This is a genomic window from Streptomyces pristinaespiralis, assembly GCF_001278075.1.
Classification (GTDB): Bacteria; Actinomycetota; Actinomycetes; order Streptomycetales; family Streptomycetaceae; genus Streptomyces; species Streptomyces pristinaespiralis.
On the sequence record NZ_CP011340.1, the window covers coordinates 2432995 to 2455533 of the forward strand.

Annotated in this window: 17 protein-coding genes; 5 read left to right on the forward strand and 12 right to left on the reverse strand. The window is 71.2% G+C overall.

Annotated elements, in window-relative coordinates:
- Positions 1–260 precede the first annotated feature (260 nt).
- Together SPRI_RS10110 and SPRI_RS10115 are read left to right on the forward strand one after the other, a co-directional pair.
- Entirely contained in the window at positions 261–1988 is a 1728-nt protein-coding gene (locus SPRI_RS10110; protein WP_005311008.1) for an ATP-binding protein, read from the forward strand.
- Entirely contained in the window at positions 1985–2665 is a 681-nt protein-coding gene (locus tag SPRI_RS10115) for a DUF7342 family protein (protein ID WP_005311009.1), read from the forward strand. Before SPRI_RS10110 ends, SPRI_RS10115 begins: the two co-directional genes overlap by 4 nt.
- A gap of 37 nt (positions 2666–2702) precedes the next feature.
- On the opposite strand, the gene SPRI_RS10120 is transcribed toward SPRI_RS10115, so the two are convergent.
- The 5 genes from SPRI_RS10120 to SPRI_RS10140 form a co-directional block, all read right to left on the reverse strand.
- Positions 2703–4325, reverse strand: coding sequence for a solute symporter family protein (locus tag SPRI_RS10120; RefSeq protein ID WP_005311010.1), 1623 nt, complete (start codon positions 4323–4325; stop codon positions 2703–2705).
- Positions 4322–4798 carry a DUF485 domain-containing protein gene (locus SPRI_RS10125; RefSeq protein ID WP_037773591.1) on the reverse strand — a complete coding sequence of 159 codons (477 nt, stop codon included), beginning with the start codon at positions 4796–4798 and terminating at the stop codon, positions 4322–4324. Before SPRI_RS10125 ends, SPRI_RS10120 begins: the two co-directional genes overlap by 4 nt.
- 96 nt (positions 4799–4894) lie before the next feature.
- A complete protein-coding gene (locus tag SPRI_RS10130) occupies positions 4895–5569 on the reverse strand; it encodes a response regulator (protein WP_005311014.1) in 675 nt (224 codons plus the stop codon).
- Positions 5566–6744: a sensor histidine kinase gene (locus SPRI_RS10135; protein ID WP_005311016.1), complete on the reverse strand. Its 1179-nt coding sequence runs from the start codon at positions 6742–6744 to the stop codon at positions 5566–5568. Before SPRI_RS10135 ends, SPRI_RS10130 begins: the two co-directional genes overlap by 4 nt.
- A gap of 118 nt (positions 6745–6862) precedes the next feature.
- On the reverse strand, positions 6863–8989 hold the full coding sequence (locus tag SPRI_RS10140; protein ID WP_005311018.1) for a DNA gyrase/topoisomerase IV subunit B: 2127 nt from the start codon (positions 8987–8989) through the stop codon (positions 6863–6865).
- Positions 8990–9422: 433 nt separating this feature from the next.
- Between SPRI_RS10140 and SPRI_RS10145 the strand changes: the two genes are divergently transcribed.
- Positions 9423–9653, forward strand: a complete 231-nt coding sequence (locus SPRI_RS10145) for a DUF7455 domain-containing protein (RefSeq protein ID WP_005311020.1) — start codon at positions 9423–9425, stop codon at positions 9651–9653.
- Positions 9654–9782: 129 nt separating this feature from the next.
- Here the strand turns inward: SPRI_RS10145 and SPRI_RS10150 are convergent, their stop codons facing one another.
- From SPRI_RS10150 to SPRI_RS10175, 6 genes are all read right to left on the reverse strand, one after another.
- The gene (locus tag SPRI_RS10150; protein ID WP_005311024.1) at positions 9783–10610 is read right to left on the reverse strand and encodes a S1 family peptidase; all 828 of its coding nucleotides are present in this window, start codon (positions 10608–10610) and stop codon (positions 9783–9785) included.
- Positions 10611–10770: 160 nt separating this feature from the next.
- Positions 10771–12321 (reverse strand): RNA polymerase sigma factor, encoded by a 1551-nt coding sequence (locus SPRI_RS10155; protein ID WP_005311026.1) that lies wholly within the window; start codon positions 12319–12321, stop codon positions 10771–10773.
- Positions 12322–12658: 337 nt separating this feature from the next.
- The gene (locus tag SPRI_RS10160; protein WP_005311028.1) at positions 12659–13546 is read right to left on the reverse strand and encodes a FadR/GntR family transcriptional regulator; all 888 of its coding nucleotides are present in this window, start codon (positions 13544–13546) and stop codon (positions 12659–12661) included.
- A gap of 159 nt (positions 13547–13705) precedes the next feature.
- Positions 13706–15673: an ATP-binding cassette domain-containing protein gene (locus SPRI_RS10165; protein ID WP_005311030.1), complete on the reverse strand. Its 1968-nt coding sequence runs from the start codon at positions 15671–15673 to the stop codon at positions 13706–13708.
- A gap of 525 nt (positions 15674–16198) precedes the next feature.
- Positions 16199–16963, reverse strand: coding sequence for an NUDIX hydrolase (locus tag SPRI_RS10170; protein WP_005311033.1), 765 nt, complete (start codon positions 16961–16963; stop codon positions 16199–16201).
- Positions 16964–17309: 346 nt separating this feature from the next.
- The gene (locus SPRI_RS10175) at positions 17310–18671 is read right to left on the reverse strand and encodes a DUF4192 domain-containing protein (protein ID WP_053556871.1); all 1362 of its coding nucleotides are present in this window, start codon (positions 18669–18671) and stop codon (positions 17310–17312) included.
- 110 nt (positions 18672–18781) lie between these two features.
- Here SPRI_RS10175 and SPRI_RS10180 point away from each other — a divergent pair, with 110 nt between their 5' ends.
- Complete coding sequence (locus SPRI_RS10180; protein WP_005311037.1) at positions 18782–20953, forward strand: RecQ family ATP-dependent DNA helicase; 2172 nt, start codon at positions 18782–18784, stop codon at positions 20951–20953.
- Between the two features lie 218 nt (positions 20954–21171).
- Positions 21172–21801 carry a hypothetical protein gene (locus SPRI_RS10185; protein WP_005311039.1) on the forward strand — a complete coding sequence of 210 codons (630 nt, stop codon included), beginning with the start codon at positions 21172–21174 and terminating at the stop codon, positions 21799–21801.
- A 78-nt stretch (positions 21802–21879) separates the two neighbouring features.
- Here the strand turns inward: SPRI_RS10185 and SPRI_RS10190 are convergent, their stop codons facing one another.
- On the reverse strand, positions 21880–22500 hold the full coding sequence (locus SPRI_RS10190; protein WP_005311042.1) for a hypothetical protein: 621 nt from the start codon (positions 22498–22500) through the stop codon (positions 21880–21882).
- Positions 22501–22539 lie beyond the last annotated feature (39 nt).

A 22539-nucleotide genomic window follows, 5' to 3' on the forward strand; every position in this document is an offset into this window, starting at 1 on the left:
ATGCAGGCAGGATTTGTGCAGCGAAGTGCTGCATCTTTTGCGTATGGCGGTCAGAGAGTTGCAGAGATATGCCGGGTCGTCCACCGTCGCGGCAGGCCCCCTCGCACGGCGGAGCACCCTGGATCCGCCCCGCATCTGCCGACACCAGGGGCTTTCATTCGCACTGTCGTGAAAATGAAAAATGGCCGCAAGGAGCGCAAGCCTTTTGCGCGGAGCCCACAATTTCGGAAAGCGGACGGCTGCCCTTACCGTTCCTAGGCATGAGTCCCGTTCCGACCGCCCCCGCCCGGCGACGGCGGATCGGCTGGCCGCAGCGGGTCTTCTCCCAGGTCCTGCTGATGCAGCTGACCATCGTCACCGGGGTCATCGCGCTGGCCACCGGCCTTTTCCTCGCCCCGCTCAGCGCACAGCTCGACGACCAGGCGATGCGCCGCGCGCTCGCCATCGCGGAGACCACCGCGTCACCCGAGCTCGCCGAGGACGTGACCGGCTCCCGGCCGACCCCCGACGGCCCGGTCCAGGCAGAGGCCGAACGGATCAGGCAGGCCACCGGCGCCGAGTACATCGTGGTCATGGACGGCCGCGGCGTGCGCTGGTCCCACACCTCTCCCGCCCAGATCGGACGGATCGTCTCCACCGATCCGAGCGAGGCGCTGGCCGGGCGGGACGTGATGGAGATCGACAGCGGCACCCTCGGCCGCTCCGCCCGCGGCAAGGTGCCGCTGCGCGACGCGGACGGCAGGATCGTCGGCGCGGTGTCCGTCGGCATCGAGTACGACAGCGTCCGGGCCCGGCTCCTGGCGGCGATCCCGGGCCTCCTCGCGTACGCCGGCGGCGCGCTGGCCGTGGGGGCGCTCGCCGCCTACCTGATCTCCCGCAGGCTCCAGCGGCAGACGCACGACCTGGCCTTCTCCGACATCTCCGCCCTGCTCGCCGAGCGCGAGGCGATGCTGCACGGCATCAGGGAAGGCGTCGTCGCCCTGGACGCGGCCGGGCGTGTGCGGCTGCTCAACGACGAGGCCCAGCGGCTGCTCGGGGTGGGGCAGGAGGCCATCGGACGACCGCTCGACGAGGTACTCGGCGAGGGACGCACCAGCGACGTCCTGGCGGGCCGGGTGAACGGCGACGACCTGCTGGCGGTACGGGGCAGCCGGGTCCTCGTCGCCAACCGGATGCCGACAGACGACGGCGGCGCCGTCGTCACCCTCCGCGACCGCACCGAACTGGAGCAGCTGGGCAGGGAGCTCGACTCGACCCGCGGGCTGATCGACGCCCTGCGCGCGCAGGACCACGAGCACGCCAACCGCCTGCACACCCTGCTCGGCCTGCTGGAGCTGGAGATGCACGAGGAGGCGGTGGAGTTCGTCACCGAGGTGGCCGGGGTGCACCGGGCGACCGCGGAGCAGGTCACGGAGAAGATCCACGATCCGCTGCTCGCCGCGCTGCTCGTCGGCAAGGCGACGGTCGCGGCGGAGCGCGGGGTGTCGCTGCGGATCGCCCCGGCGACCCTGCTGCCCGACCGGCTGGTGGACCCGCGCGGACTGGTGACGATGGTCGGCAATCTGGTCGACAACGCGCTGGACGCGGCCGCAGGCACACCGGATGCGCAGATCGAGGTCGAGCTCCACACCGTGGGCGGCACGGTGATCCTCCGGGTCGCCGACAGCGGTCCCGGTGTCCCGGCCGAACACCGCGAGTCGATCTTCACCGAGGGGTGGACCACCAAGGAACTGCCGTCCCACGGCAAGCGCGGTCTGGGACTGCCGCTGGTCCGCAGGTTCGCCGAGCGGCAGGGCGGTAGCGCCACGGTCCGCGAGTCGGCCGCCGAGGGCGCCGAATTCGTCGTCGTCCTGCCCGACGCCCTGGCCGAGACCGGTCCGGACGGGGACCTTCCGCGGACCCCGCCACCGCTCGGCGCACCGGGTGCCGGACAGACCGGCGCACCGGGAGGCGCGGGCGGCGAACGAGAGGTCCGGCAGGCGCGATGATCGACGTACTGGTCGTGGACGACGACGTCCGGGTCGCCCGCATCAACGCGGCCTATGTCGCCAAAGTGCCGGGCTTCCGCGTCGTCGCGGAGGCCCACTCGGCCGCGGAGGCACTTGCGAGGATCGCGGAGGCGCCCGTCGACCTGATCCTGCTCGATCACTATCTGCCGGACGAGAACGGGCTGTCGGTCGTCCGTGAGCTCCGCGCGCTCGGCCACCACACCGACGTGATCATGGTGACGGCCGCCCGGGACGTCGCCACCGTCCAGGCGGCGATGCGCCACGGCGCCCTCCAGTACCTGGTCAAGCCGTTCAACTTCGCCGGGCTGCGCGCCAAGCTCGAGGCGTACGCGACGCTGCGGCAGGCCCTTGACGGCGGTGGAGAGGCCGAACAGGCCGAGGTGGACCGGATCTTCGGCACGCTGTCGGCCGGCTCGATCGCGCCGGAACTCCCCAAGGGACACTCCCCCACCACGGCCGAACTGGTCCGCCAGGTGCTGCTGGCCGCCGACGGCCCTCTGTCGGCCCAGGAGATCGCGGAACGGGCGGGCGTGAGCCGGCAGACCGCCCAGCGCTATCTGAAGCTCCTGGAGCGGTCGGAGAGGGTGCGGCTGACGCTCAGGTACGGCGAGACGGGCCGCCCGGAACACCGTTACGTGTGGGTGGCGAGCGCCTGAGACCCGGTAGGCCGGGCACGGTCCACGCCCTCCGGTGTCAGACGGCGCCCGCACCCGTCAGCGCCCGCACCTCGGTCTCGGCGTGCTTCGCCGCGTCCGGCGGCTCGGAGGAGACGACCGTACCGATCCAGCCGGCCAGGAAGCCCAGCGGGATCGAGACGAGCCCCGGGTTCTCCAGCGGGAAGACGTGGAAGTCCACACCCGGGAAGAGCGCCCGCTCACTGCCGGAGACCACAGGCGACACCAGGACGAGCAGCACCGCCGGAACCAGCCCGCCGTAGACGGACCAGACCGCGCCGCGCGTGGTGAAGTTCCGCCAGAACAGCGAGTAGAGCAGGACGGGCAGGTTCGCGGAGGCGGCCACGGCGAAGGCCAGGCCCACGAGGAACGCGACGTTCAGATCGCGGGCCAGCAGACCGAGCGCGATCGCGACGGCGCCGATGCAGACGGCGGCGATCCGGGCGACGGCGACCTCGCTGTACCGGCCGCCGCCGGCCTCCTCGCCCGTCGGCCCGTCCGCGCGCCGGCGCCGCAGCGTCGCGTACAGGTCGTGGGCGACGGAGGCCGAGGAGGCCAGCGTGATCCCCGCGACGACGGCCAGGATCGTCGCGAAGGCCACGGCGGCCACGATCGCGAACAGGACGGCGCCGCCGGTGGAGCCGGCCCCGCCGCCGAGGTCGAGGGCGAGCAGCGGCACGGCGGTGTTGCCGGCGGCGTTGGACGCCCGGACCTCCTCGGCGCCGACCACGGCGGCCGCGCCGAAACCGAGCACGATCGTCATCAGGTAGAAGCTGCCGATGAGACCGATGGACCAGACGACGGAGCGGCGGGCGGCCCGCGCGGTCGGCACCGTGTAGAAGCGGGACAGGATGTGCGGCAGTCCAGCGGTGCCCAGCACGAGTGCCAGGCCGAGGCTGATGAAGTCCAGGCGCGCGGTCCAGTCCCCGCCGTAGCGGAGGCCCGGCGCGAGGAAGTCCTTGCCGTGACCGCTGCGTGCGGCGGCGGAGTCGAGCAACTGGTTGAAGTCGCCGTGGAACCGCATCAGCACCAGCACGGTCATCGCGATGGCGCCCGCCATGAGCAGCACGGCCTTCACGATCTGGATCCAGGTGGTGGCCCGCATCCCTCCCATGGACACGTAGATCACCATCAGCGCGCCCACGCCGATGACGGTCCAGGACCGGGCGGCCTCGCTCGTGCCGCCCAGCAGCAGTGCGACCAGGCTCCCCGCTCCCACCATCTGCGCCACCAGATACAGGACGGAGACGGTGACCGAGGAGGTGCCGGCCGCGATGCGCACCGGCCGTTCCTTCATCCTGGCGGCGACCACGTCGGCGAGGGTGAACCGGCCGCAGTTGCGCACCAGTTCGGCGACGAGCAGCAGGACGACGAGCCAGGCGACCAGGAAGCCCACGGAGTAGAGCATTCCGTCGTAGCCGTACAGCGCGATGAGCCCCGAGATGCCGAGGAAGGAAGCGGCCGACATGTAGTCACCGGCGATGGCGAAGCCGTTCTCCATCGGGGAGAACAGCCGCCCGCCCGCGTAGAACTCCTCCGCGGAACCGTGCCTGTTGCGGCTCACCCAGGTGGTGATGCCGAGGGTCACCGCGATGAAGGCGCTGAACAGCAGCAGGGCGAGCGCCTGGTGGTCCCCGTTCAACGCCCGGCCCCTCTCGTCATCTCCTGCGTGTCCCACCGAAGATCGAGCGCCGCCCGGTCCCTTCGCAGTCTGGCGTGGCGGGTGTAGGCCCAGGTCAGCAGGAACGTGGTCAGGAACTGGGCGAGTCCCGCGACCATCGCCACGTTGACCGCCCCGGCCACCGGCCTCGCCATCAGCCCGGGCGCGGTCGTGGCCGCGACGACGTACGCCAGGTACCACACGAGGAAGGCGGCGGACGCGGGCACGACGAACCGCCGGTAGCGGGCGCGCACTTCCTGGAAGGCCTCGCTGCGCTGCACCTCCAGGTAGATGTCGGCGGCGCTGGGGCCGGCCGGCCCGTCCTCCGCGGCGGGATGTCCGCCCGGGGCAGGGGCTCCGGTGCTGTCCCGGTCGCTCCAGCCGGAGGCCAGCGCGTCGTACCACGGGTCCTCCAGCCGCACCTGAGCGGCTTCCGGGCCTTCCTGCTTCTCCACGCTCACTTCTCCTTGCCGACGAACCGTTTCGGCCGCCTGCACAAGGATGGACAGAGTGGGAAGATCCAGGACTCTTGTCGCGAAGTCTTCACCCCATCAGGTGACGTTCGTCCCCGGAGGCTTCGCGAGACCCTCCCGATAGGCGTACCGGACCGCCTGTGCGCGGTCGTGGAGGCCGGCCTTCGCGAACAGGTTGTTGATGTGGGTCTTCACGGTGGCGGTGGAGATGCCCAGCCTCGCCGCGATGTCCGTGTTCCCAAGGCCCTCCGCGATCAGGGTCAGCACCTCTCCCTCGCGGGCGGTCAGCCCGTCGGGCAGCCGGGGGCCGGTGGGCGGCGGCTCCGCCGTGACCTGCTCGAGCAGACGCCGCTGGACCACCGGGGAAAGCCCGGCCCGGCCGGCGACGACGTCCTGGATCGCCCGTACGATCTCGTCCCCGTCGGCGTCCTTGGTGAGGTACCCCCGCGCCCCGGCCCGCAGAGCGGGGAAGAGCGAGTCGTCGTCCGCATAGGTGGTGAGCACGACGACCTGGGTGCCGGGGTGTTCGCTGCGGATCCGGCGGGTGGCCTCCACCCCGTCGACCCGTGGCATCCTCAGGTCCATCAGGACGACGTCGGGAGCCAGTTCGGCGACGAGCGTGAGAGCCTCCTCCCCGTCCCTGGCCGAACCGACGACCTCGATGCCCGGCAGCAGTCCCAGCAGCATCACGATGCCCTCGCGCACCACCGCCTGGTCGTCGGCGACGACGACCCTCGCGGTCTCCCCGGTCATGCCGGCACCCGCAGTCGCACCACGAACCCCTCCCCCTCCGGTCCCGCCTCGAGCGTGCCGCCGAGCAGTTCCGCACGCTCGCGCATACCGAGCAGACCGTACCCGGCGCCGGAACCTCCGAGCTCGCCGGACACCTCCGGCCCGTCCGCCGCCGCGGGCCTCCCCGAGTCCCTCACCTCCAGGACCACTTCGCCGTCCCGGTAGGCGAGGAGCATCCGTACCACCGCTCCCGGCGCGTGCTTGCGGACATTCGTCATCGCCTCCTGCGCCACCCGGCGCACCGCCTGCGAGGCGTCCGCGGACAACCGCCGCCGCGCCCCGGTGACTTCGGTGGACACCGGACCGCTCTCCGCCAGCTCCCGCAGGTACTCCTCCACGGGCACCATCTCACCGCGCAGCGCCGACAGCGCCTGCCGGGTCTCCGCCAGCCCCTCGCGGGCCATGCCGCGTGCCGCGACGACACGCTCCAGGATCTGGTCACGGAAGGGTCCTTGCGGGCCTCGCTCGATCTGGAGCCGGGCCGCTTCGAGATGCACCAGCTGCGCCGACAGACTGTGCGCCAGGACATCGTGGATCTCCCGGGCGATCCTGGCGCGCTCGGCGAGAGCGGCGGAGACCGCCTCGGCCTCCCGGGCGGCCCGCTCCTGCGCGAGCAGCCGGAAGCCGGCCCCACGGGCGTGGGCGTCGAGGCGCAGGGCGCACCCCCCGAGCACGACGGCGGCGGTGGTGAGCAGCGCTCCCAGCCTGCTGTCCTCGGTCATCACGAAGCCGGCCACCGGGAGCGTGACGATGGCGACGACGGCCGCCACCGGCAGTCGCTCGATCGCCATGAGGGCGACAGAGACCCACAGCACCATGGCGGGGACGTCCGCCCCGGCGGCGTGTGCCCCGAGGCCGGTGACGGCGATGACGCCGAGCAGCGCGAGCGAAGCAGGAAGCCTGTTATCGAGCGTGGTGCGGTGGTAGCGCGCGGCGGCCGCCGCACAGCCCAGGAGACCCAGCGGGGGAAGGACCGCCCCCCAGCCGTGGAAGATCTCGGACGTGTACGCGCTGGCCACGGCCCACGACGAGAGGGCGGCGAGCAGCGCGATGTCGAGCGCGATGCGGGCCCTCGGGACACCGATGCGGGACAGGGACTCGCGGGTGGGCCACTCGGTCCACTTGCTGCTGGGCACGCCGGGCACGTGTGTCCTCCTCCGTCGCACTCGATGCTAGGGAGAAGGGGGCACGGCCGGATCGGACCAGGGGTGGAGACCTCGGCTCCACCCCTGGGTGCACGACCCGTCGTGCCGGTCAGGCGTCGATGCGCGAGCGGTCCAGCGTGGCCGCCGAGCTGGTGATGAACTCCTTACGGGGAGCGACCTCGTTGCCCATGAGCAGGTCGAAGATCTGCTCGGAGGACTCCAGGTCGCCGATGTTGATCCGGCGCAGGGTCCGGTGGCGCGGGTCCATGGTGGTCTCCGCCAGCTGGTCGGCGTCCATCTCACCGAGTCCCTTGTAGCGCTGGATGGAGTCCTTGAAGCGGACGCCCTTGCGCTGGAACTCCAGCAGCGTCTGCCGCAGCTCGTTGTCCGAGTACGTGTAGACGTACTTGTCCTGGCCCTTCTTGGGCTGGATCAGCTCGATCCGGTGCAGCGGCGGCACGGCGGCGAACACCCGGCCGGCCTCCACCATGGGCCGCATGTAGCGCTGGAAGAGCGTCAGCAGCAGGCAGCGGATGTGGGCGCCGTCGACATCGGCGTCGACCAGCAGGACGATCTTGCCGTAGCGGGCGGCGTCGATGTCGAACGTCCGGCCCGAGCCGGCCCCTATGACCTGGATGATCGCCCCGCACTCGGCGTTCTTCAGCATGTCGGAGACAGACGACTTCTGGACGTTGAGAATCTTGCCGCGGATCGGCAGGAGGGCCTGGAACTCGCTGTTGCGAGCGAGCTTCGCGGTGCCGAGCGCCGAGTCGCCCTCGACGATGAAGAGCTCGCTGCGTTCCACGTCGTCGCTGCGGCAGTCGGCGAGCTTGGCGGGCAGCGACGAGGACTCCAGGGCGGTCTTCCTGCGCTGCGCCTCCTTGTGCTGGCGGGCCGCGATCCGCGTACGGGCGGCCGCCACGGCCTTCTCCAGCACCGCACGGGCCTGCGCCTTGGCGTCCCGCTTGGTGGACGTCAGGAAGGCCTTGAGCTCCTTGGCCACCACGTTGGCGACGATCCTGTTGGCCGCCGAGGTGCCGAGGACCTCCTTGGTCTGGCCCTCGAACTGCGGCTCGGCGAGGCGGACGGTCACGACGGCGGTGAGGCCCTCCAGCGCGTCGTCCTTGACGATGTCGTCCTCGGCGACGCGCAGCATCTTGGCCGAGCGCAGCACCTCGTTCATCGTCTTGGTCACGGAGCGTTCGAAACCGGTCACATGGGTGCCGCCCTTGGGGGTGGCGATGATGTTGACGAAGGACTTGAGGTTGGTGTCGTAACCGGTACCCCAGCGCAGGGCGATGTCCACGCCGAGCTCGCGGGTGACCTCCGTCGGCGTCATGTGACCGCGGTCGTCGAGGACGGGGACGGTCTCCTTGAACGTGCCCTGGCCGGTGAGCCTCAGCACGTCACAGACGGGCTTGTCCTGGGCCAGGTACTCGCAGAACTCGCTGATGCCCCCGTCGAAACGGAAGGTCTCCACGCTCTTGCCCTCGCCGCCGGCCTCCGTCAGGCCGCGCTCGTCGTGGACGACGATGGTCAGGCCGGGAACGAGGAAGGCGGTCTGGCGTGCGCGCTGGTGCAGCGTCTCCAGGGAGAGCTTGGCGTCCTTGAGGAAGATCTGGCGGTCCGCCCAGTAACGGACGCGGGTGCCGGTCCTGGCCTTCGGTACGCGCTTGCCCTTGCGCAGGCCGTTCGCCGGGTCGAAGGGGGCGTCGGGGCCGGACTCGGTGAAGATGCCGGGCACACCGCGCCGGAAGCTGATCATGTGGGTCGCGCCGCCGCGGTCGACCTCGACGTCGAGGCGGGCGGAGAGCGCGTTCACCACCGAGGCGCCGACGCCGTGGAGACCGCCGGAGGCCGCGTAGGAGCCGCCGCCGAACTTTCCGCCGGCGTGCAGCTTGGTCATCACGACCTCGACCCCGGAGAGCCCGGTCTTGGGCTCCACGTCCACGGGGATGCCGCGGCCGTTGTCCCGGACCTCGACGGAGCCGTCCTCATGGAGGATGACCTCGATGTGGTCGCAGTGGCCGCCGAGCGCTTCGTCGACGGAGTTGTCGATGATCTCCCAGAGGCAGTGCAGGAGGCCGCGACTGTCGGTCGAGCCGATGTACATGCCAGGTCGTTTGCGAACCGCCTCGAGCCCCTCCAGGACGAGCAGGTGCCGCGCGGTGTAGTTGGAGCCGTCACGGTCTGCTGTCAGCAGTGCTGTGGACGGCACGGACGATTCGGCGGTCACGCGGTTCGCTCCTCGCTGAATTTCAAATGTGGCCAAGGGGGGTACGGGCCCGGCGTCGGTCGCCGGTGAGAGCGTACCGAGGCCTGGTAGAGCCGATGTAACGCCACCCACCTGATTTCTCATGCTAGTGCAGCTTCGCATGAGTGTTCGATCCCTCGATGGGGTGACGTGCACATCACGTTCCCTTCGGGGCATGAACCATTTAGGCTCCGGGCACGTCCTCATCAACAACCGGCAACCCGGCCGGGAGGGCCAAACGAGACAAGCAATGCGAAATCCGTAGAGCGAAGCAATACGGCTCATTCGCCGCCAACCGGCAGCAGACAGCCACCTCGGGAAAAAGTTTCGAGGAAAAGCCACGAGCGGGAACGTTTTCGGCCTGGTTGGATGTTGACCCTGGTACGACAGCTCGTCGAGCTAGAGAAGAGGCGACGTGACTACTGTTCTGACCCCCGCGAGCCCGCTGACGGCCGCTGACCGCTGCGACCGCTGCGGCGCCCAGGCTTACCTGCGCGTCGTACTGATCAGCGGTGGTGAACTGCTCTTCTGTGCCCACCACGGGCGCAAGTTCGAGCCGGAACTCAAGAAGATCGCCGCGGAAATACAGGATGAGACGGACCGCCTGACGGCCGTGCCGGCAGACACCGGCGAAGAGGATCACTGACCCTCACATCCCGACGAGCCAAGGGCCGGTCCAGGACCGGCCGATGGGCGGCTCCCCCGGCCACCGGGGGAAGCCGCCCGCTCTCGTTCCGTGACCCTTTTTCGCGGGTGCCGGTCCGACCGGGGCCGGTCAGCCGGTGCCGGCCGACCGCACCACCGCGGAGACCCGCGTATAGACGCCCGGGCCGTCAGGGCGGCCGCAGCCGCTGCCCCAGGAGACCAGGCCGATGAGCCTGCCCTCGGCCACCAGCGGCCCCCCGCTGTCCCCCTGACAGGCGTCGTGGCCCCCCTGTGGGTCACCCGCGCACAGCATCGTCGACGGCGCGTACCTGCTGCCCTGCCCGCCGGGGTAGGCGTTTGCGCACGTCTCGTCCGGCAGGACCGACACCCGTGCCGCGCGCAGCGACGACGCGTAACTGCCGTTGCCCTGTGTGTCACCCCACCCGTAGACGGTCGCGGCCGTCCCCACCTCGTACGCCGGGTCCCCCGGCCCCGCCACCGGCAGCACATGGTCCTCGGGCAGTGCCTCGCCGAGGGTCAGCAGCGCCATGTCGGCACTGTTCGTCACCGGGTCGTACGCGGGTGTGACCCACGTTTCCCGTACGGGCACCTCCCGACCGCCGTTGCCGGCGAGCTCGGAGCGGCCCGCGATGACCCGCAGATCGCGTACGGAAGCCGCGTCCTTGCCTAGGACGGCGTTGCTCAGGCAGTGGGCCGCTGTCATCACCTTGGTGGGGGCCACGACCACACCTCCGCAGAACTGTCCGCTCCGCGCTGGGCCGAACCGGTCACGGCTGGCCAGCGCGACCACCCATGGACTGTCGTCGGCACGGACCTCGTACCCTCCGACGACGACACTGTCGGCGGCGGCGGGAACTGACATCGCCGGTGTTGTCACGACCGCTGCTGCGATCAGAGCCGGCACCCCGGCAAGGCTTCGGGCAGTGGGGCGACGCATACGGTCTCCTGACTCTGCGTGAATCCGATCCCACCCAGAGTCGTCCAGTCGGCCGTCTCTCGCACCCGCGCGCCACGCCGAAGGGCCCGGCTCCCCCATGGGGATCCGGGCCCTTCTCACAGCCGTCCGGCGCCGTGTCCGCGCCTCGATCAGGTGCGGCCTAGTCGAGGTAGTCGCGCAGAACCTGCGAACGCGACGGGTGGCGCAGCTTGGACATCGTCTTGGACTCGATCTGCCGGATGCGCTCTCGCGTCACGCCGTAGACCTTGCCGATCTCGTCCAGCGTCTTCGGCTGGCCGTCGGTGAGACCGAAGCGCATGGACACCACGCCCGCCTCACGCTCGGACAGGGTGTCGAGCACCGAGTGGAGCTGCTCCTGCAGGAGGGTGAAGCTGACCGCGTCGGCCGGGACGACCGCCTCGGAGTCCTCGATCAGGTCACCGAACTCGCTGTCGCCGTCCTCGCCGAGCGGGGTGTGCAGCGAGATGGGCTCACGGCCGTACTTCTGGACCTCGATGACCTTCTCAGGGGTCATGTCGAGCTCCTTGGCCAGCTCCTCCGGGGTGGGCTCACGGCCCAGGTCCTGGAGCATCTGGCGCTGGACGCGCGCGAGCTTGTTGATGACCTCGACCATGTGCACCGGGATACGGATGGTGCGGGCCTGGTCGGCCATGGCGCGGGTGATCGCCTGACGGATCCACCAGGTGGCGTACGTGGAGAACTTGTAGCCCTTGGTGTAGTCGAACTTCTCGACGGCGCGGATCAGACCGAGGTTGCCCTCCTGGATCAGGTCCAGGAAGAGCATGCCGCGGCCCGTGTAGCGCTTGGCCAGCGAGACGACCAGCCGGAGGTTGGCCTCCAGCAGGTGGTTCTTGGCGCGACGGCCGTCCTCGGCGATGATCTCGAGCTCGCGCTTGAGCTTCGGCGCCAGCTTGTCGGAGTTCGCCAGCTTGTCCTCGGCGAACAGACCGGCCTCGATGCGCTTGGCGAGCTCGACCTCCTGCTCGGCGTTGAGCAGCGGGACCTTGCCGATCTGCTTCAGGTAGTCCTTGACCGGGTCGGCGGTGGCACCGGCGACCGCGACCTGCTGCGCGGGCGCGTCGTCCTCGTCGTCGTCGGAGAGGACGAAGCCCTTGCTCTCGCCTTCGGGCTCTTCCTCGTCGCCCTTGCCCGCGGGCTGGACCTCGTCGAGCAGCTCCTCGCCCTCGGCGTCGTCGCTGTCCTTCTTGGCGGTGGTCTTCTTCGCCGCCGTCTTCTTGGCGGTGGTCTTCTTCGCCGCCGTCTTCTTGGCCGTGGCCTTCTTGGCGGCCGCCTTCTTCGCGGGCGCGGTCTCGGACTCGTCGGCCGCGACCTCGACGGTCTCGGCCGTCGGGGCCGTGCTGGCCGCGACGGTCTTCGCCGTGGTGGTCTTGGCGGCGACGGTCTTGGTGGCGGTGCGCTTTGCCGGGCTCTTCGCTGCGACGCTCTTGCGGGCGCGTTTCGGCGACTCCGCTGCACTGACCATCAGCGTCACACCCTCTTCCTCGAGGATCTGATTGAGGCTGCGCAGAACATTCTTCCACTGGGTTGGCGGAATCTGGTCAGCTTCGAAGGCACGACGCACGTCATCGCCGGCGATCTGCCCATCAGCCTTTCCCCGCTCGATGAGCGCCATCACAGACTCGGACTCGGCGATCTCCGGCGGGAGCGTACGGGATGTGCTGGCCGACACGAACAACCTCTCGGAACGATGGAAACGGCTTCCGGCCCCACCCATGATCGGGCCGGAGCCGACGACCACCGGGCTGCGGATGTGCCGGTGGCGCGGGCAAAACCAAGGAGCTGTCACAGCGCCATGTACGGCGGCTGTATTCCCTCCTCGGCTGTCACCTCTTAGGTCATCGCGCTGCCTCGAGGAGTGTTACGCCCAATCCACGTGGCCCGAGTCACACCCCAAATGCCGCTTTACGTACAAACTGGTGCGATCGGTGCTGGGCGAGTCGCCGGACCCCTGGGAATCCGGCGACATGCGACCCGAACACCGTCTCACTCGCCGACCGCCGCCGCGGTCAGTGCTCACGCGGCGCGGGGACCACTCGCTCCACTTCCGGGTGAACGGTGAGCAGTCGGCGCATGGCGGACTCGGCGGCGTGCGCGTCCCCGGAGGCGAGGGCCTCCGCGATGTGGGCGTGGTGCGACAGGGACGCCTCGGTCGGGCGGTCACAGCCCGTGATCGGGCCACCCGAAACCTGGAGCGCGGCAGAGACGATCCCCGACAGGTGCTCCAGCATGCGGTTGCCCGCGAGCTGGATGAGCAGGGAGTGGAACTCGGCGTCGGCGCGCGAGAAGGTCAGGCCGTCACCCTGAGCCAGGGCGTGGCCCATGATCTCGACCATGTCACCGAGGCGCTGCTGGACGTCCTCACGGCCGTGGCCGGCGGCGAGCCGGGCGGCCAGCGGCTCGATCGTCCAGCGCAGCTCGCTCAGCTCCCTGCGCTGGTCGTCGCGCTGCGGACCGAAGGCACGCCACTCGATGATGTCGGGGTCGAGGAGGTTCCAGTCACTGACGGGCCGGACGCGGGTGCCGACATTGGGGCGGGCGCTGACCAGCCCCTTCGCCTCGAGGACACGGAGGGACTCACGCACGACCGTGCGGGAGACCTCGAAGCGCTGGCCGATCTCCTCGGGGACGAGCGGACGGTCGGCCCCGAGATCGCCCGAGACGATCATCTGGCCGAGCTGCTGGACGAGTTGGCCGTGCAGGCCGCGGCCGCGGCTGCCTGCCGTACGGCGGCCCACCCGGCCCAACTCCGTGTCGGACGCTTCCCAGGCGGGGGGACCGACGCGATCGGCCGCGGGCGACTCCCCGTAGCCGTAACGGTCGAGTTCGCCCGGACCGGCCATGCCGGTCTCGGCGGGGCGGGCGGGGGGCATCATGGTGTGCGCAAGGGTACTCACGCATCCTTTGTCGGCTCAGCTTCCGAGCCCCTTGAGGTCTTTGGTGAAAAGCACACGAAAGGGTGATCGGCGCTCACCCCGCAATTGACGCCTTATCGGAAAGAAACGGGCATTCCCCAAGACGTCATGGGCAGTTCACGGACAGCCGGTCACCCTTGATCACCAAAAGGCCCTCCGGCGAAGGCCGGTGAACACATACGCGCAGATCAGGGCCACCAACGACAACACCAGTGCGACACCCACCGGTTGTGCCGGCAATCTCATCGCGGCGATCAGCCAGCGATCGGCCTCCTGCGGGAGCTCGACCCAGGCCAGTTCCCTCAATCTGCCCGGGAGTCCGACGATCGAACGGACTGCCGGTACGACGAGCACCTTGTGTGCGAGGGGCGCCACGACGACCGGTACGGCGAGAACCGCGGCGACCCCGGCAGCGGTGACCCGGAAGACTCCCGCGGCCAGCAGCCCCGACCACGCGCAGCCGACGCAGAGGGCTCCCCAACCGGCCGCCAGCGCGGGCCAGTCGGACGGCAGAGCCACCAATTCCGGCCCGAACGCCAGCCGGAGCGCCTGCACATCGACGGCGACCACGAGCGCCGCGAGCGTGACGGCGGCAGCCGCCGTCACGCCGAGCTTCGCCAGAAGCAGCCCCAGCCGCCGGGGCACCGTGCCCCGCGCGGACGCGAGAGCGGGGTGACGGAACTCCTCCCCGAAGGAGAGCGCGCCGATCAGTCCGGCGCCGAACGCCGCCGGAGGCAGCGGCAGGAAACCGGGCCAGGCGGCGACGGTGTGCGGCTTCAATGCGGTGGCGCCGGTCCGGGCGAGCACGAGGCACAGGGCGAGGGAGGCGGCGACCGCGGCCAGCCCGATCAGCGGAGACGTCCGTACGCCGAGGAGCCGGCGGAGCTCGTAGCGCAGCGGCCACCGAGGGCTGCGCACCGGGCGCGGCGCCCGCGGGACGGCTGCGGGGGTGGCGGAGTCGGTGGGGGTGCGGGTGCGGGTGGGGGTGGAGGCTGGGGTGGAAGTGAGGGCAGGAGTGGGGGTGCGGGCGGGGACGAGGCTCGGGTACGGGACGGGGGTCGCTGGCGGGGCTGAGGTCGCCGACAGGGCTGGGGCGGTGGCTCGGGAGGCAGGCGATGGCACCGGGGGCGCGGGGCCGGGGGCGGGTGAGGTCCCGGCGACGGGACCTGACTGGGGCTGGGGCTGGGGCTGGGGCTGAGGCTGAGGCTGAGGCTGGGGCTCGGGCTCGGGCGCCGGAGGGGTGTCGCCGACCTCCTCGGTGAGGCGGTGGACGAGTACGCCGTGCCGGAAGGCGGTCTCACCCACCTCGGCACAACTGCTGCCGAAGACCGCGAGCACACCACCACCGACGGCCACCACCTCGACCGAGCGCCGCTCTGCGCGCGCCTCGCGTGCGAGGACGGCGGAGAGACGGGCCGCGTGCGGGGTACGGACGGCGACCCGGGGACGGAGCCGGGTCCGCGAGAACTCCGCGGCCTCCTGATCCGCGAGCAGGCGCCCCTCGTGCAACGTGACGACGCGGTCGGCGATCCGGGCGGCCTCCTTGGGCTCGCGCAGCGTGCACAGAACCGTTCCGCCCTGGGCGGCGTGCGCCCGTAGCAGCGCGAACAGCCAACTCCTGTCGCGTGGCGACAGGCCCCGGACGGGGTCGTCGAGGACCAGCGTCTGCGGGTCGCCGAGGAGGGCGGACGCCAACCCCAGCCGACGGTCCATACCGAGGGAGAGCCTGCCCAGCGGCTCCTGGGCGAGACCGGCGAGGCCCACGACGTCGAGCAGCTCATCGGCGCGGGAAGCGGGCACCCCGACAGCGGCACTCAGCATCCGCAGCTGACCACGCGCGGTCCTGGCAGGATGCCCCGGCACGTCACCGAGAAGGGCGCCCACCTCGCATGCGGGGTTGGCGATGCGATGCAGGGGGTTGCCGCGGAAGTACGTGAACCCGCGGCCGGCCTCGAGCCCGAGAACGAGCCTCAGAGCCGTCGTCTTCCCCGCGCCGCTCGAGCCCAGCAAGACGGTGATCTGACCGGCGCGGGCCTCGAAGGTCAGATCGTCGACGGCGGGCGGGTGCTTCCTTCGGCGGGTGCTGGTCAGCCCGATGGCCTGGAGCATCGCTTCTCTCGCCTCTCTCGCGGAAGGTGAGACCGCTCAGTGGCAGCACGGATACCGGAGCAAGATAACTCGACATTTCGGACTTATTGCGCATAGACGAAAGCCCCGGGTGTCAGGCCGGGCCTGGGCCGGGTCCGCGCCTTGGGACGGGATCGCTCATACGGACACGGCGTCAGACCGCCGGCGACGGCGGCGATCCGGGCTTGAGCCGGACCGCGCCTCGTGCAGGACGGCGTGCCTCCGTCTGATGGGCCACACATCGGGACCGGCCGCGGCACCCCTTCAAGCCGAGCCGCACGGCAGGCCGCGTCTCAGGCTGCACGGCGGGCCGCGCCTCAGGCGGCGTCGCACAGGCCCGCCGTGGGATGTCCGGAGGCGGCGCACGCAGCCCGCAGTCCGCAGCCACTTCATGCCATGCCAAGCCGTCCGCTCTACGGGGCCCTGCCCGCAGCCCTGCAGCCCGCAGCCACTTCATGCCGTGCCAAGCCCCGCCCCACGGGGCCCTGGCCGCGACCCGCGTCGCGGTCAGACCTCGGGCCGCAGCATCGGCGGGTTCAGAATCGTGGCGCCACCGGCCCGGAAAAGCTGGGCGGGGCGCCCGCCCTGCCGGGTGGTCGTGCCGCCGGCCGGGACCAGGAAGCCCGGCGTACCGGTCACCTTGCGGTGGAAGTTGCGGGGGTCGAGGGCTACGCCCCACACCGCCTCGTACACCCTCCGCAGCTCCCCGACGGTGAACTCCGGAGGGCAGAACGCCGTGGCCAGGGAGGAGTACTCGATCTTGGAACGGGCCCGCTCCACGCCGTCCGCCAGGATCAGCGCGTGGTCGAAGGCGAGCGGCGCCTGCTGTTCTTCCTCGCGTGCGAAAGCAGCCTCCCTGTCGAGGAGCTCCTCGACCGGCGCCCAACGGGCGCTGTTCGCGTCACCACCGGCACGGGGCGCCGGCAGGTCCGGGGCGAGCACGAGATGCGCGACGCTCACCACCCGCATACGCGGATCACGCTTGGGGTCGCCGTATGTGGCGAGCTGTTCCAGGTGGGCGCCATTGGCCGATCCCGGGGACGCCGGGTCGTGCGCGCACAGTCCCGTCTCCTCGGCCAGTTCGCGCGCGGCCGCGGCCGCCAGGTCCTCGTCGCCCCGGACGAAGCCTCCGGGCAGCGCCCACCGCCCCTGGAACGGCGGCTCGCCGCGGCGTACGACGAGGGCGCAGAGCGCATGCCGACGCACGGTGAGCACGACCAGGTCGACAGTGACGGCAAAGGGCGGGAAGGCCGACGGGTCGTAGGGCGACATGCCGCGATCATAGTCGTCTGCCTGACGATAAACACAGTCTTCGCCGCCTGCGTCCGATCGTTTTCGGCCCGGCTCCCGAAGTCGGCCGCCACCGGTTCACACCGCCCAAGTGGAGCCCGCCGGCGGCCCGCTCGAGTGTTTCCGGACGGCAGCGGACCACCGAGTCCCGCTGCGGTCCGCCTGCCGCAGCCCTCTCGAGCGTTCACGCTTGCCGGATCACGACCGCCCCCGAGGCGCTGGGCTGCCTGCAACCGGCCGTGGAAAACCGCTGGAGTGCCTGCCGTCGGTCGCCGAATGCCGTTGAACTGCACACCCACCGGCCACGGCACAGGCACCGGCACGCCGGTCACCGTCCGCTCCGGGCACCGCGCTGCCCGCCGCGGCGTGCGGCACGCGTACGCGCACGAGCGGCCGCTGTTCCGTGGCGTGGGCGGCCGGGCGTGGCACCGCTCCGGGGGTGCGTCCGGTGCGAGCCGGCCCGGTCAGGCTCGGCGGCGGACGGCCGGACGACCCTCGTGCGGGGCCGCCGCCCGGCCGCGGTCCGGTGATCATCGGGACAGGGTGACGACGGCACCTGCGGCGGGACGTCCCGCTGACTCCGCAGGCAACGGCGCACCGTTTCCGGATCCAGCCCTTCGTTGCACGCCTGGTGCAGCAGGCGCGCGAAGACGTATTCAGGGTCCGCCCGCAGGGCGAGCCCCAGAGCCACCCGTGCGCCGGGCTCGTCGCCGACGGACCAGGACACCCACCCGGCGAGGGTGAGGGTGGCGGCGGCGTGCTCCGTGTAAGGCGCGGCGCACCGCCTCGACAGGACACGCCAGAGACGCAGGGCCGGAGCCGCTTCCTCCCCCTCCATCCATTGCGCCGCCCGGTCCCTGGTCTCCCGGTCCTGAAGGCCGAGGATCACCGCGGCGGCCTCGTCGTCCGAGACGAGCCGGTCGTCCTCGGCGTCGGCAGCGGCATCACCATCGGTGCGCGGGGCTTGCGCCATCCGTTCCAGCAGGAGTCGGGCCAGCGCGACGGTCTCGTCGGCGACCCCTTGCCTGCCCTGTGCGTCGAGGATCCTGGACGTCAGGGCGGCACCCGCGGCGTCCAGTGCTCGCACCTGGTCCTCCGCGGCCGGCCCGGGCGGCGGGGCGAACCGCCGCTCCATGTCGCGCAGGCTTCCACGCACCCGGACTCCGGCGTACGCGGCCGCGGCGGCCATCACCGACGTGCCCGGCAGAGCGAGGGGTGTGCCGTCGGTCGGACAGCAGCGGGCATCAGGGCAGCAGTAGGACCAGAATCGGCCGTCGGAAATGCACAGTGCCTCGTACACGGGCACGTCGAGGCCTCCGCAGGCGGTGCGCAGTCGCTGCGCGAGCGGCCGCAGGCGCTCCATCACCCGGTCGCCCGTCTCGTCGCCGACCGGGTCCTGGCAGAGGAAGACGACGATGCCGTCGGGCCGTGGGCCACGGCGTCCGCTGCCCCGGATCAGACACTCCGCGAGCTGGGCCGCGACGGGTTCCCACTCCCGTGGCGAACGCGGGATTCCGAGCCGCAGTCTTCCCCCGAAGCGTCCATTGCTGCCATGCAGGGCGACGAGGACGATCGAATCGGTCGGGTGGAAGCCCATCATGTACGGAAGCGCGTCGGCGAGTTCGCCAGGGCCGCGCAGGGTGATCTGCTGGTCGGGGCCTGATCCGGTGAGGTCGTGGTGCTTGTTCATGCTCCGACGGTCCCGTGCGGGCCCCACCCGCCGCGACCCCTGTGGATAAAGTTGTCCACAGGTCACCGGCTCGTTCGCGCTTTGTCGGTGTCATCGGGTTGCATGGGTGCATGACCAACGCAGACCGCGTGGAGCTTCGGGCTTCCGCCGATTCCGTACTGGCCCGGCTCGTCTCCGACACCTCCGGCCGCGCCCGGCTGCGTGAGGACCAGTGGCGGGCCATCGAGGCGCTCGTCGCCGACAAGCGCCGTGCGCTGGTCGTGCAGCGGACCGGATGGGGAAAGTCCGCGGTCTACTTCGTCGCCACCTCCCTGCTGCGGGCACGCGGCAGCGGCCCCACTGTGATCGTCTCTCCCCTGCTCGCGCTCATGCGCAACCAGGTGGAGGCCGCGGCCCGGGCGGGTATCCGCGCCCGGTCGATCAACTCGTCCAACACCGAGGAGTGGGAGACGATCCAGTCCGAGGTGGCCGCGGGCGAGGTCGACGTTCTGCTCGTGAGCCCCGAGCGGCTGAACAACCCCGACTTCCGAGACCAGGTTCTGCCCCGCCTCTCGGCCGCGACCGGGCTGCTCGTGGTGGACGAGGCCCACTGCATCTCTGACTGGGGCCATGATTTCCGGCCCGATTACCGCAGGCTGCGCACCATGCTCGCGGAGCTTCCCGCCGGCGTCCCCGTCCTCGCGACGACCGCCACCGCCAATGCGCGGGTCACGGCGGACGTCGCGGAGCAGCTCGGCACGGGAGCGGGCACCGACGCCCTGGTGCTCCGCGGCCCGCTGGACCGCGAAAGCCTGAGTCTCGGTGTGCTGCAACTCCCGGACGCCGCCAGCCGGCTTGCCTGGCTGGCAGACCATCTCGGCGAGCTGCCTGGTTCCGGGATCATCTACACACTGACGGTCGCCGCCGCCGAGGAGGTGACCGCGTACCTGCGCCAGTGCGGCCACACCGTGACCTCGTACACGGGCCGCACGGAGAACGCAGACCGCCAGCAGGCGGAGGAGGACCTGCTCGCGAACCGCGTGAAGGCGCTGGTCGCGACCTCGGCGCTGGGCATGGGGTTCGACAAGCCCGATCTCGGCTTCGTCGTGCACCTCGGATCCCCCTCGTCGCCGATCGCCTACTACCAGCAGGTGGGCCGCGCCGGCCGCGGCGTGGAGCATGCGGAGGTGCTGCTCCTGCCGGGCAAGGAGGACGAGGCGATCTGGCAGTACTTCGCGTCCGTCGCCTTTCCTCCCGAGGAGCTTGTCCGGCGCACTCTCGACGTACTGGCACAGGCAGACAGGCCGCTGTCCCTGCCTGCGCTGGAGCCCTTGGTGGAGCTGCGGCGCACGCGGCTGGAGACCATGCTCAAGGTGCTCGACGTGGACGGTGCGGTGCGCCGGGTCAAGGGCGGCTGGACCACGACGGGTCAGCCGTGGTCCTACGACTCGGAGCGCTATGCGTGGGTGGCCCGGCAGCGCGCGTCGGAGCAGCAGGCGATGCGTGAGTACGCCCGCTCCACCGGCTGCCGGATGGAGTTCCTGAGGCGCCAGCTCGACGACGAGGAGGCGACGCCCTGCGGTCGCTGCGACAACTGCGCGGGAGCGCGATTCAGCGACAAGGTGTCGGCGGGCGCCCTGGACGCGGCGCGCGGCGAGCTCGGCAGGCCGGGAGTCGATGTCGAGCCCCGCAAGATGTGGCCCACCGGGCTGGCCGCTGTCGGCGTCACTCTCAAAGGCCGGATCCCGGAAGGTGAGCAGTCCTTCACCGGGCGGGCGCTGGGACGGCTTTCGGACATCGGCTGGGGGAACCGCCTGCGCCCGATGTTCGCTCCGCAGGCGCCGGACGGCCCCGTGCCCGACGACATGGCCGACGCGGTGGTGACCGTGCTCGCCGACTGGGCCAAGGGGCCCGGTGGCTGGGCCTCCGGGGATGTGGACGCGCCGGCGCGCCCCGTGGGTGTGGTCACGATCGCCTCCCGTACCAGGCCCCGCCTGATCGGCTCTCTCGGCAGCCGTATCGGGCAGGTCGGCAGAATGCCCGTGCTCGGCACCGTCGAGTACGTGCCGGAGGCACTGGAGGCACATGTCTCGCGCACCAACAGTGCCCAGCGGGTGCGCGCTCTGCACGAGGCGCTCGTCGTGCCGCCGCAGTTGGCCGAGGCTCTGACGGCCGCGGGCGGCCCTGTTCTTCTGGTGGACGACTACTCGGAGAGCGGCTGGACTCTGGCTGTGGCGTCGCGGTTGCTGCGCAGGGCGGGTGCGCCGGGCGTGTTTCCGCTGGTCCTTGCCGTCCAGTCCTGATGCGGAGGGGTCACCGGTGGCAGATAGGGGAAGGGATATGAGAGTCATACCCACTGATTTCATCCGGTCGTGCCGAATTGCTCGTTGCCGCATTCCCATGCGCCAGGAAGAATTGGAGTGCTCCCCGCACGGCCCGTAAGTGGTCCTGAAGGGCCATGCCGCGGCGCGCCCTCACCCGACCCTGCCCGCACTGTGGGCGCGTATGCGAAGGGAGGACCGTGACCTTCGGATTCGCTTCGTCCGCAGCCACTTCGATCACCGCATCGGCCAACTCCGCCAACCGCCTTGCCCGGTTGCTCGAACCGGCCGAGTGGGCAGCGGCCGGAATCCCGCTGCTGCGCAACCCGCGCGAGGTCGTCGGTGGACTGCATGCGCGGCACCGTCCCGCGCCGGCGACGGCTGTCGTCGCCGTGCTCGATCACGAGGAACGGCTCGCGGCCAGCGCTTCGTTCTCCCGGCGTGCCGTCCCGGCGGACGGCTGGGAGTTCCGCAACGCGCTGCTGGCCCACCTACGCCGCGTGATCCCTCACGATCTCCGTCGGCGCACGCCGGTGCGCACCGCCGTGCTGCTCTACTGCCGTGAGGGCGACGAGCGTTGGACGGAGGAGGACGGGGCCTGGATGTGGGGCCTGCGGGACGCCTGCACACTGCACGGGCTGCGCTGCGGCGCGTACATCACGCTGACGCGCGGCGGTTGGCAGGTGCTGGGCGAGGGCCGGGGCGGCCGGCACCCCAACTCGACGTCCTCACCGGGCCGTCTGGCTGACGCCGGGACCGACACCGACCATGTTCCCCTGCGTACGGCGGGGGGCGCCGTGGACGCGCTCCGTCGCACGGCGGCCCGCTGAAGGTGTCATCCGCCGGCTGCCCAGGCACTGGGCAGCCGGGTCACGACCGGGCCGTGCGGCCCGTTCCGCAGGTGCGGATCAGACTCCCGCGCCGAGCACGGCGTTGATCCGCGCCGGGTCGCCGCACACGATGAGAAGTGCCGAAGCCTTCTCCAAGGCGGCCGGGAGCGCGCGGGCGGTGCTGTCGTCCGTGCCGCCGTTGACCGCGAAGACGACCACGGGGCGAGCCGCGGCACGCTCCACGGAAGAAGCGTCCGCGTAGAAGACGTCATCCCGGGCGTCGTGCTGGGCCCAGTAGGTGCCTTCACCGAAGGACAGCTCGTGCGCGGCCCACGGGTGCTGGTCACCGGTCGTGAACACCAGGACGTCGCCGGGGGCGCGACCGGAGTCCAGCAGCAGGTCGACCGCCTCGTCGGCGGCGTCCAGCGCGCCGTCAGCGGGGGCGGGGACCAGCTGGATCTGCGGCGTGGAACGAGTCTCCGGCCGTGACGGCTCGGGCTTCCCGGCAGCGCCGGCCGCACGCTGCGCGGGCGGGGCGGGACGGGACGGGCCAGGGCCCGGGTGACCGGGGCGCGGCGAGGCCGCGGAACGCGGACCGGGTACGGGACGGGGGGTCGGCGCGGTGCGGCCTGTGGCCGGAGTGACGCGGGGACCCTGGGCGCTCTCGTGAATGTGAGGCTCCTCGGGAATGAGAGGCATGGGTGGATGTCTATCAAACGCCGCTGCGGACGGCATCGG

What these genes read in the sequence shown, in the direction of transcription:
- SPRI_RS10110 (WP_005311008.1), top strand. Translation starts at nt 261, where the DNA reads ATGAGTCCCGTTCCGACCGCCCCCGCCCGGCGACGGCGGATCGGCTGG.
- SPRI_RS10115 (WP_005311009.1), top strand. Translation starts at nt 1,985, where the DNA reads ATGATCGACGTACTGGTCGTGGACGACGACGTCCGGGTCGCCCGCATC.
- SPRI_RS10130 (WP_005311014.1), bottom strand. Translation starts at nt 5,569, where the DNA reads ATGACCGGGGAGACCGCGAGGGTCGTCGTCGCCGACGACCAGGCGGTG.
- SPRI_RS10150 (WP_005311024.1), bottom strand. Translation starts at nt 10,610, where the DNA reads ATGCGTCGCCCCACTGCCCGAAGCCTTGCCGGGGTGCCGGCTCTGATC.
- SPRI_RS10165 (WP_005311030.1), bottom strand. Translation starts at nt 15,673, where the DNA reads ATGCTCCAGGCCATCGGGCTGACCAGCACCCGCCGAAGGAAGCACCCG.
- SPRI_RS10170 (WP_005311033.1), bottom strand. Translation starts at nt 16,963, where the DNA reads ATGTCGCCCTACGACCCGTCGGCCTTCCCGCCCTTTGCCGTCACTGTC.
- SPRI_RS10175 (WP_053556871.1), bottom strand. Translation starts at nt 18,671, where the DNA reads ATGAACAAGCACCACGACCTCACCGGATCAGGCCCCGACCAGCAGATC.
- SPRI_RS10180 (WP_005311037.1), top strand. Translation starts at nt 18,782, where the DNA reads ATGACCAACGCAGACCGCGTGGAGCTTCGGGCTTCCGCCGATTCCGTA.
- SPRI_RS10190 (WP_005311042.1), bottom strand. Translation starts at nt 22,500, where the DNA reads ATGCCTCTCATTCCCGAGGAGCCTCACATTCACGAGAGCGCCCAGGGT.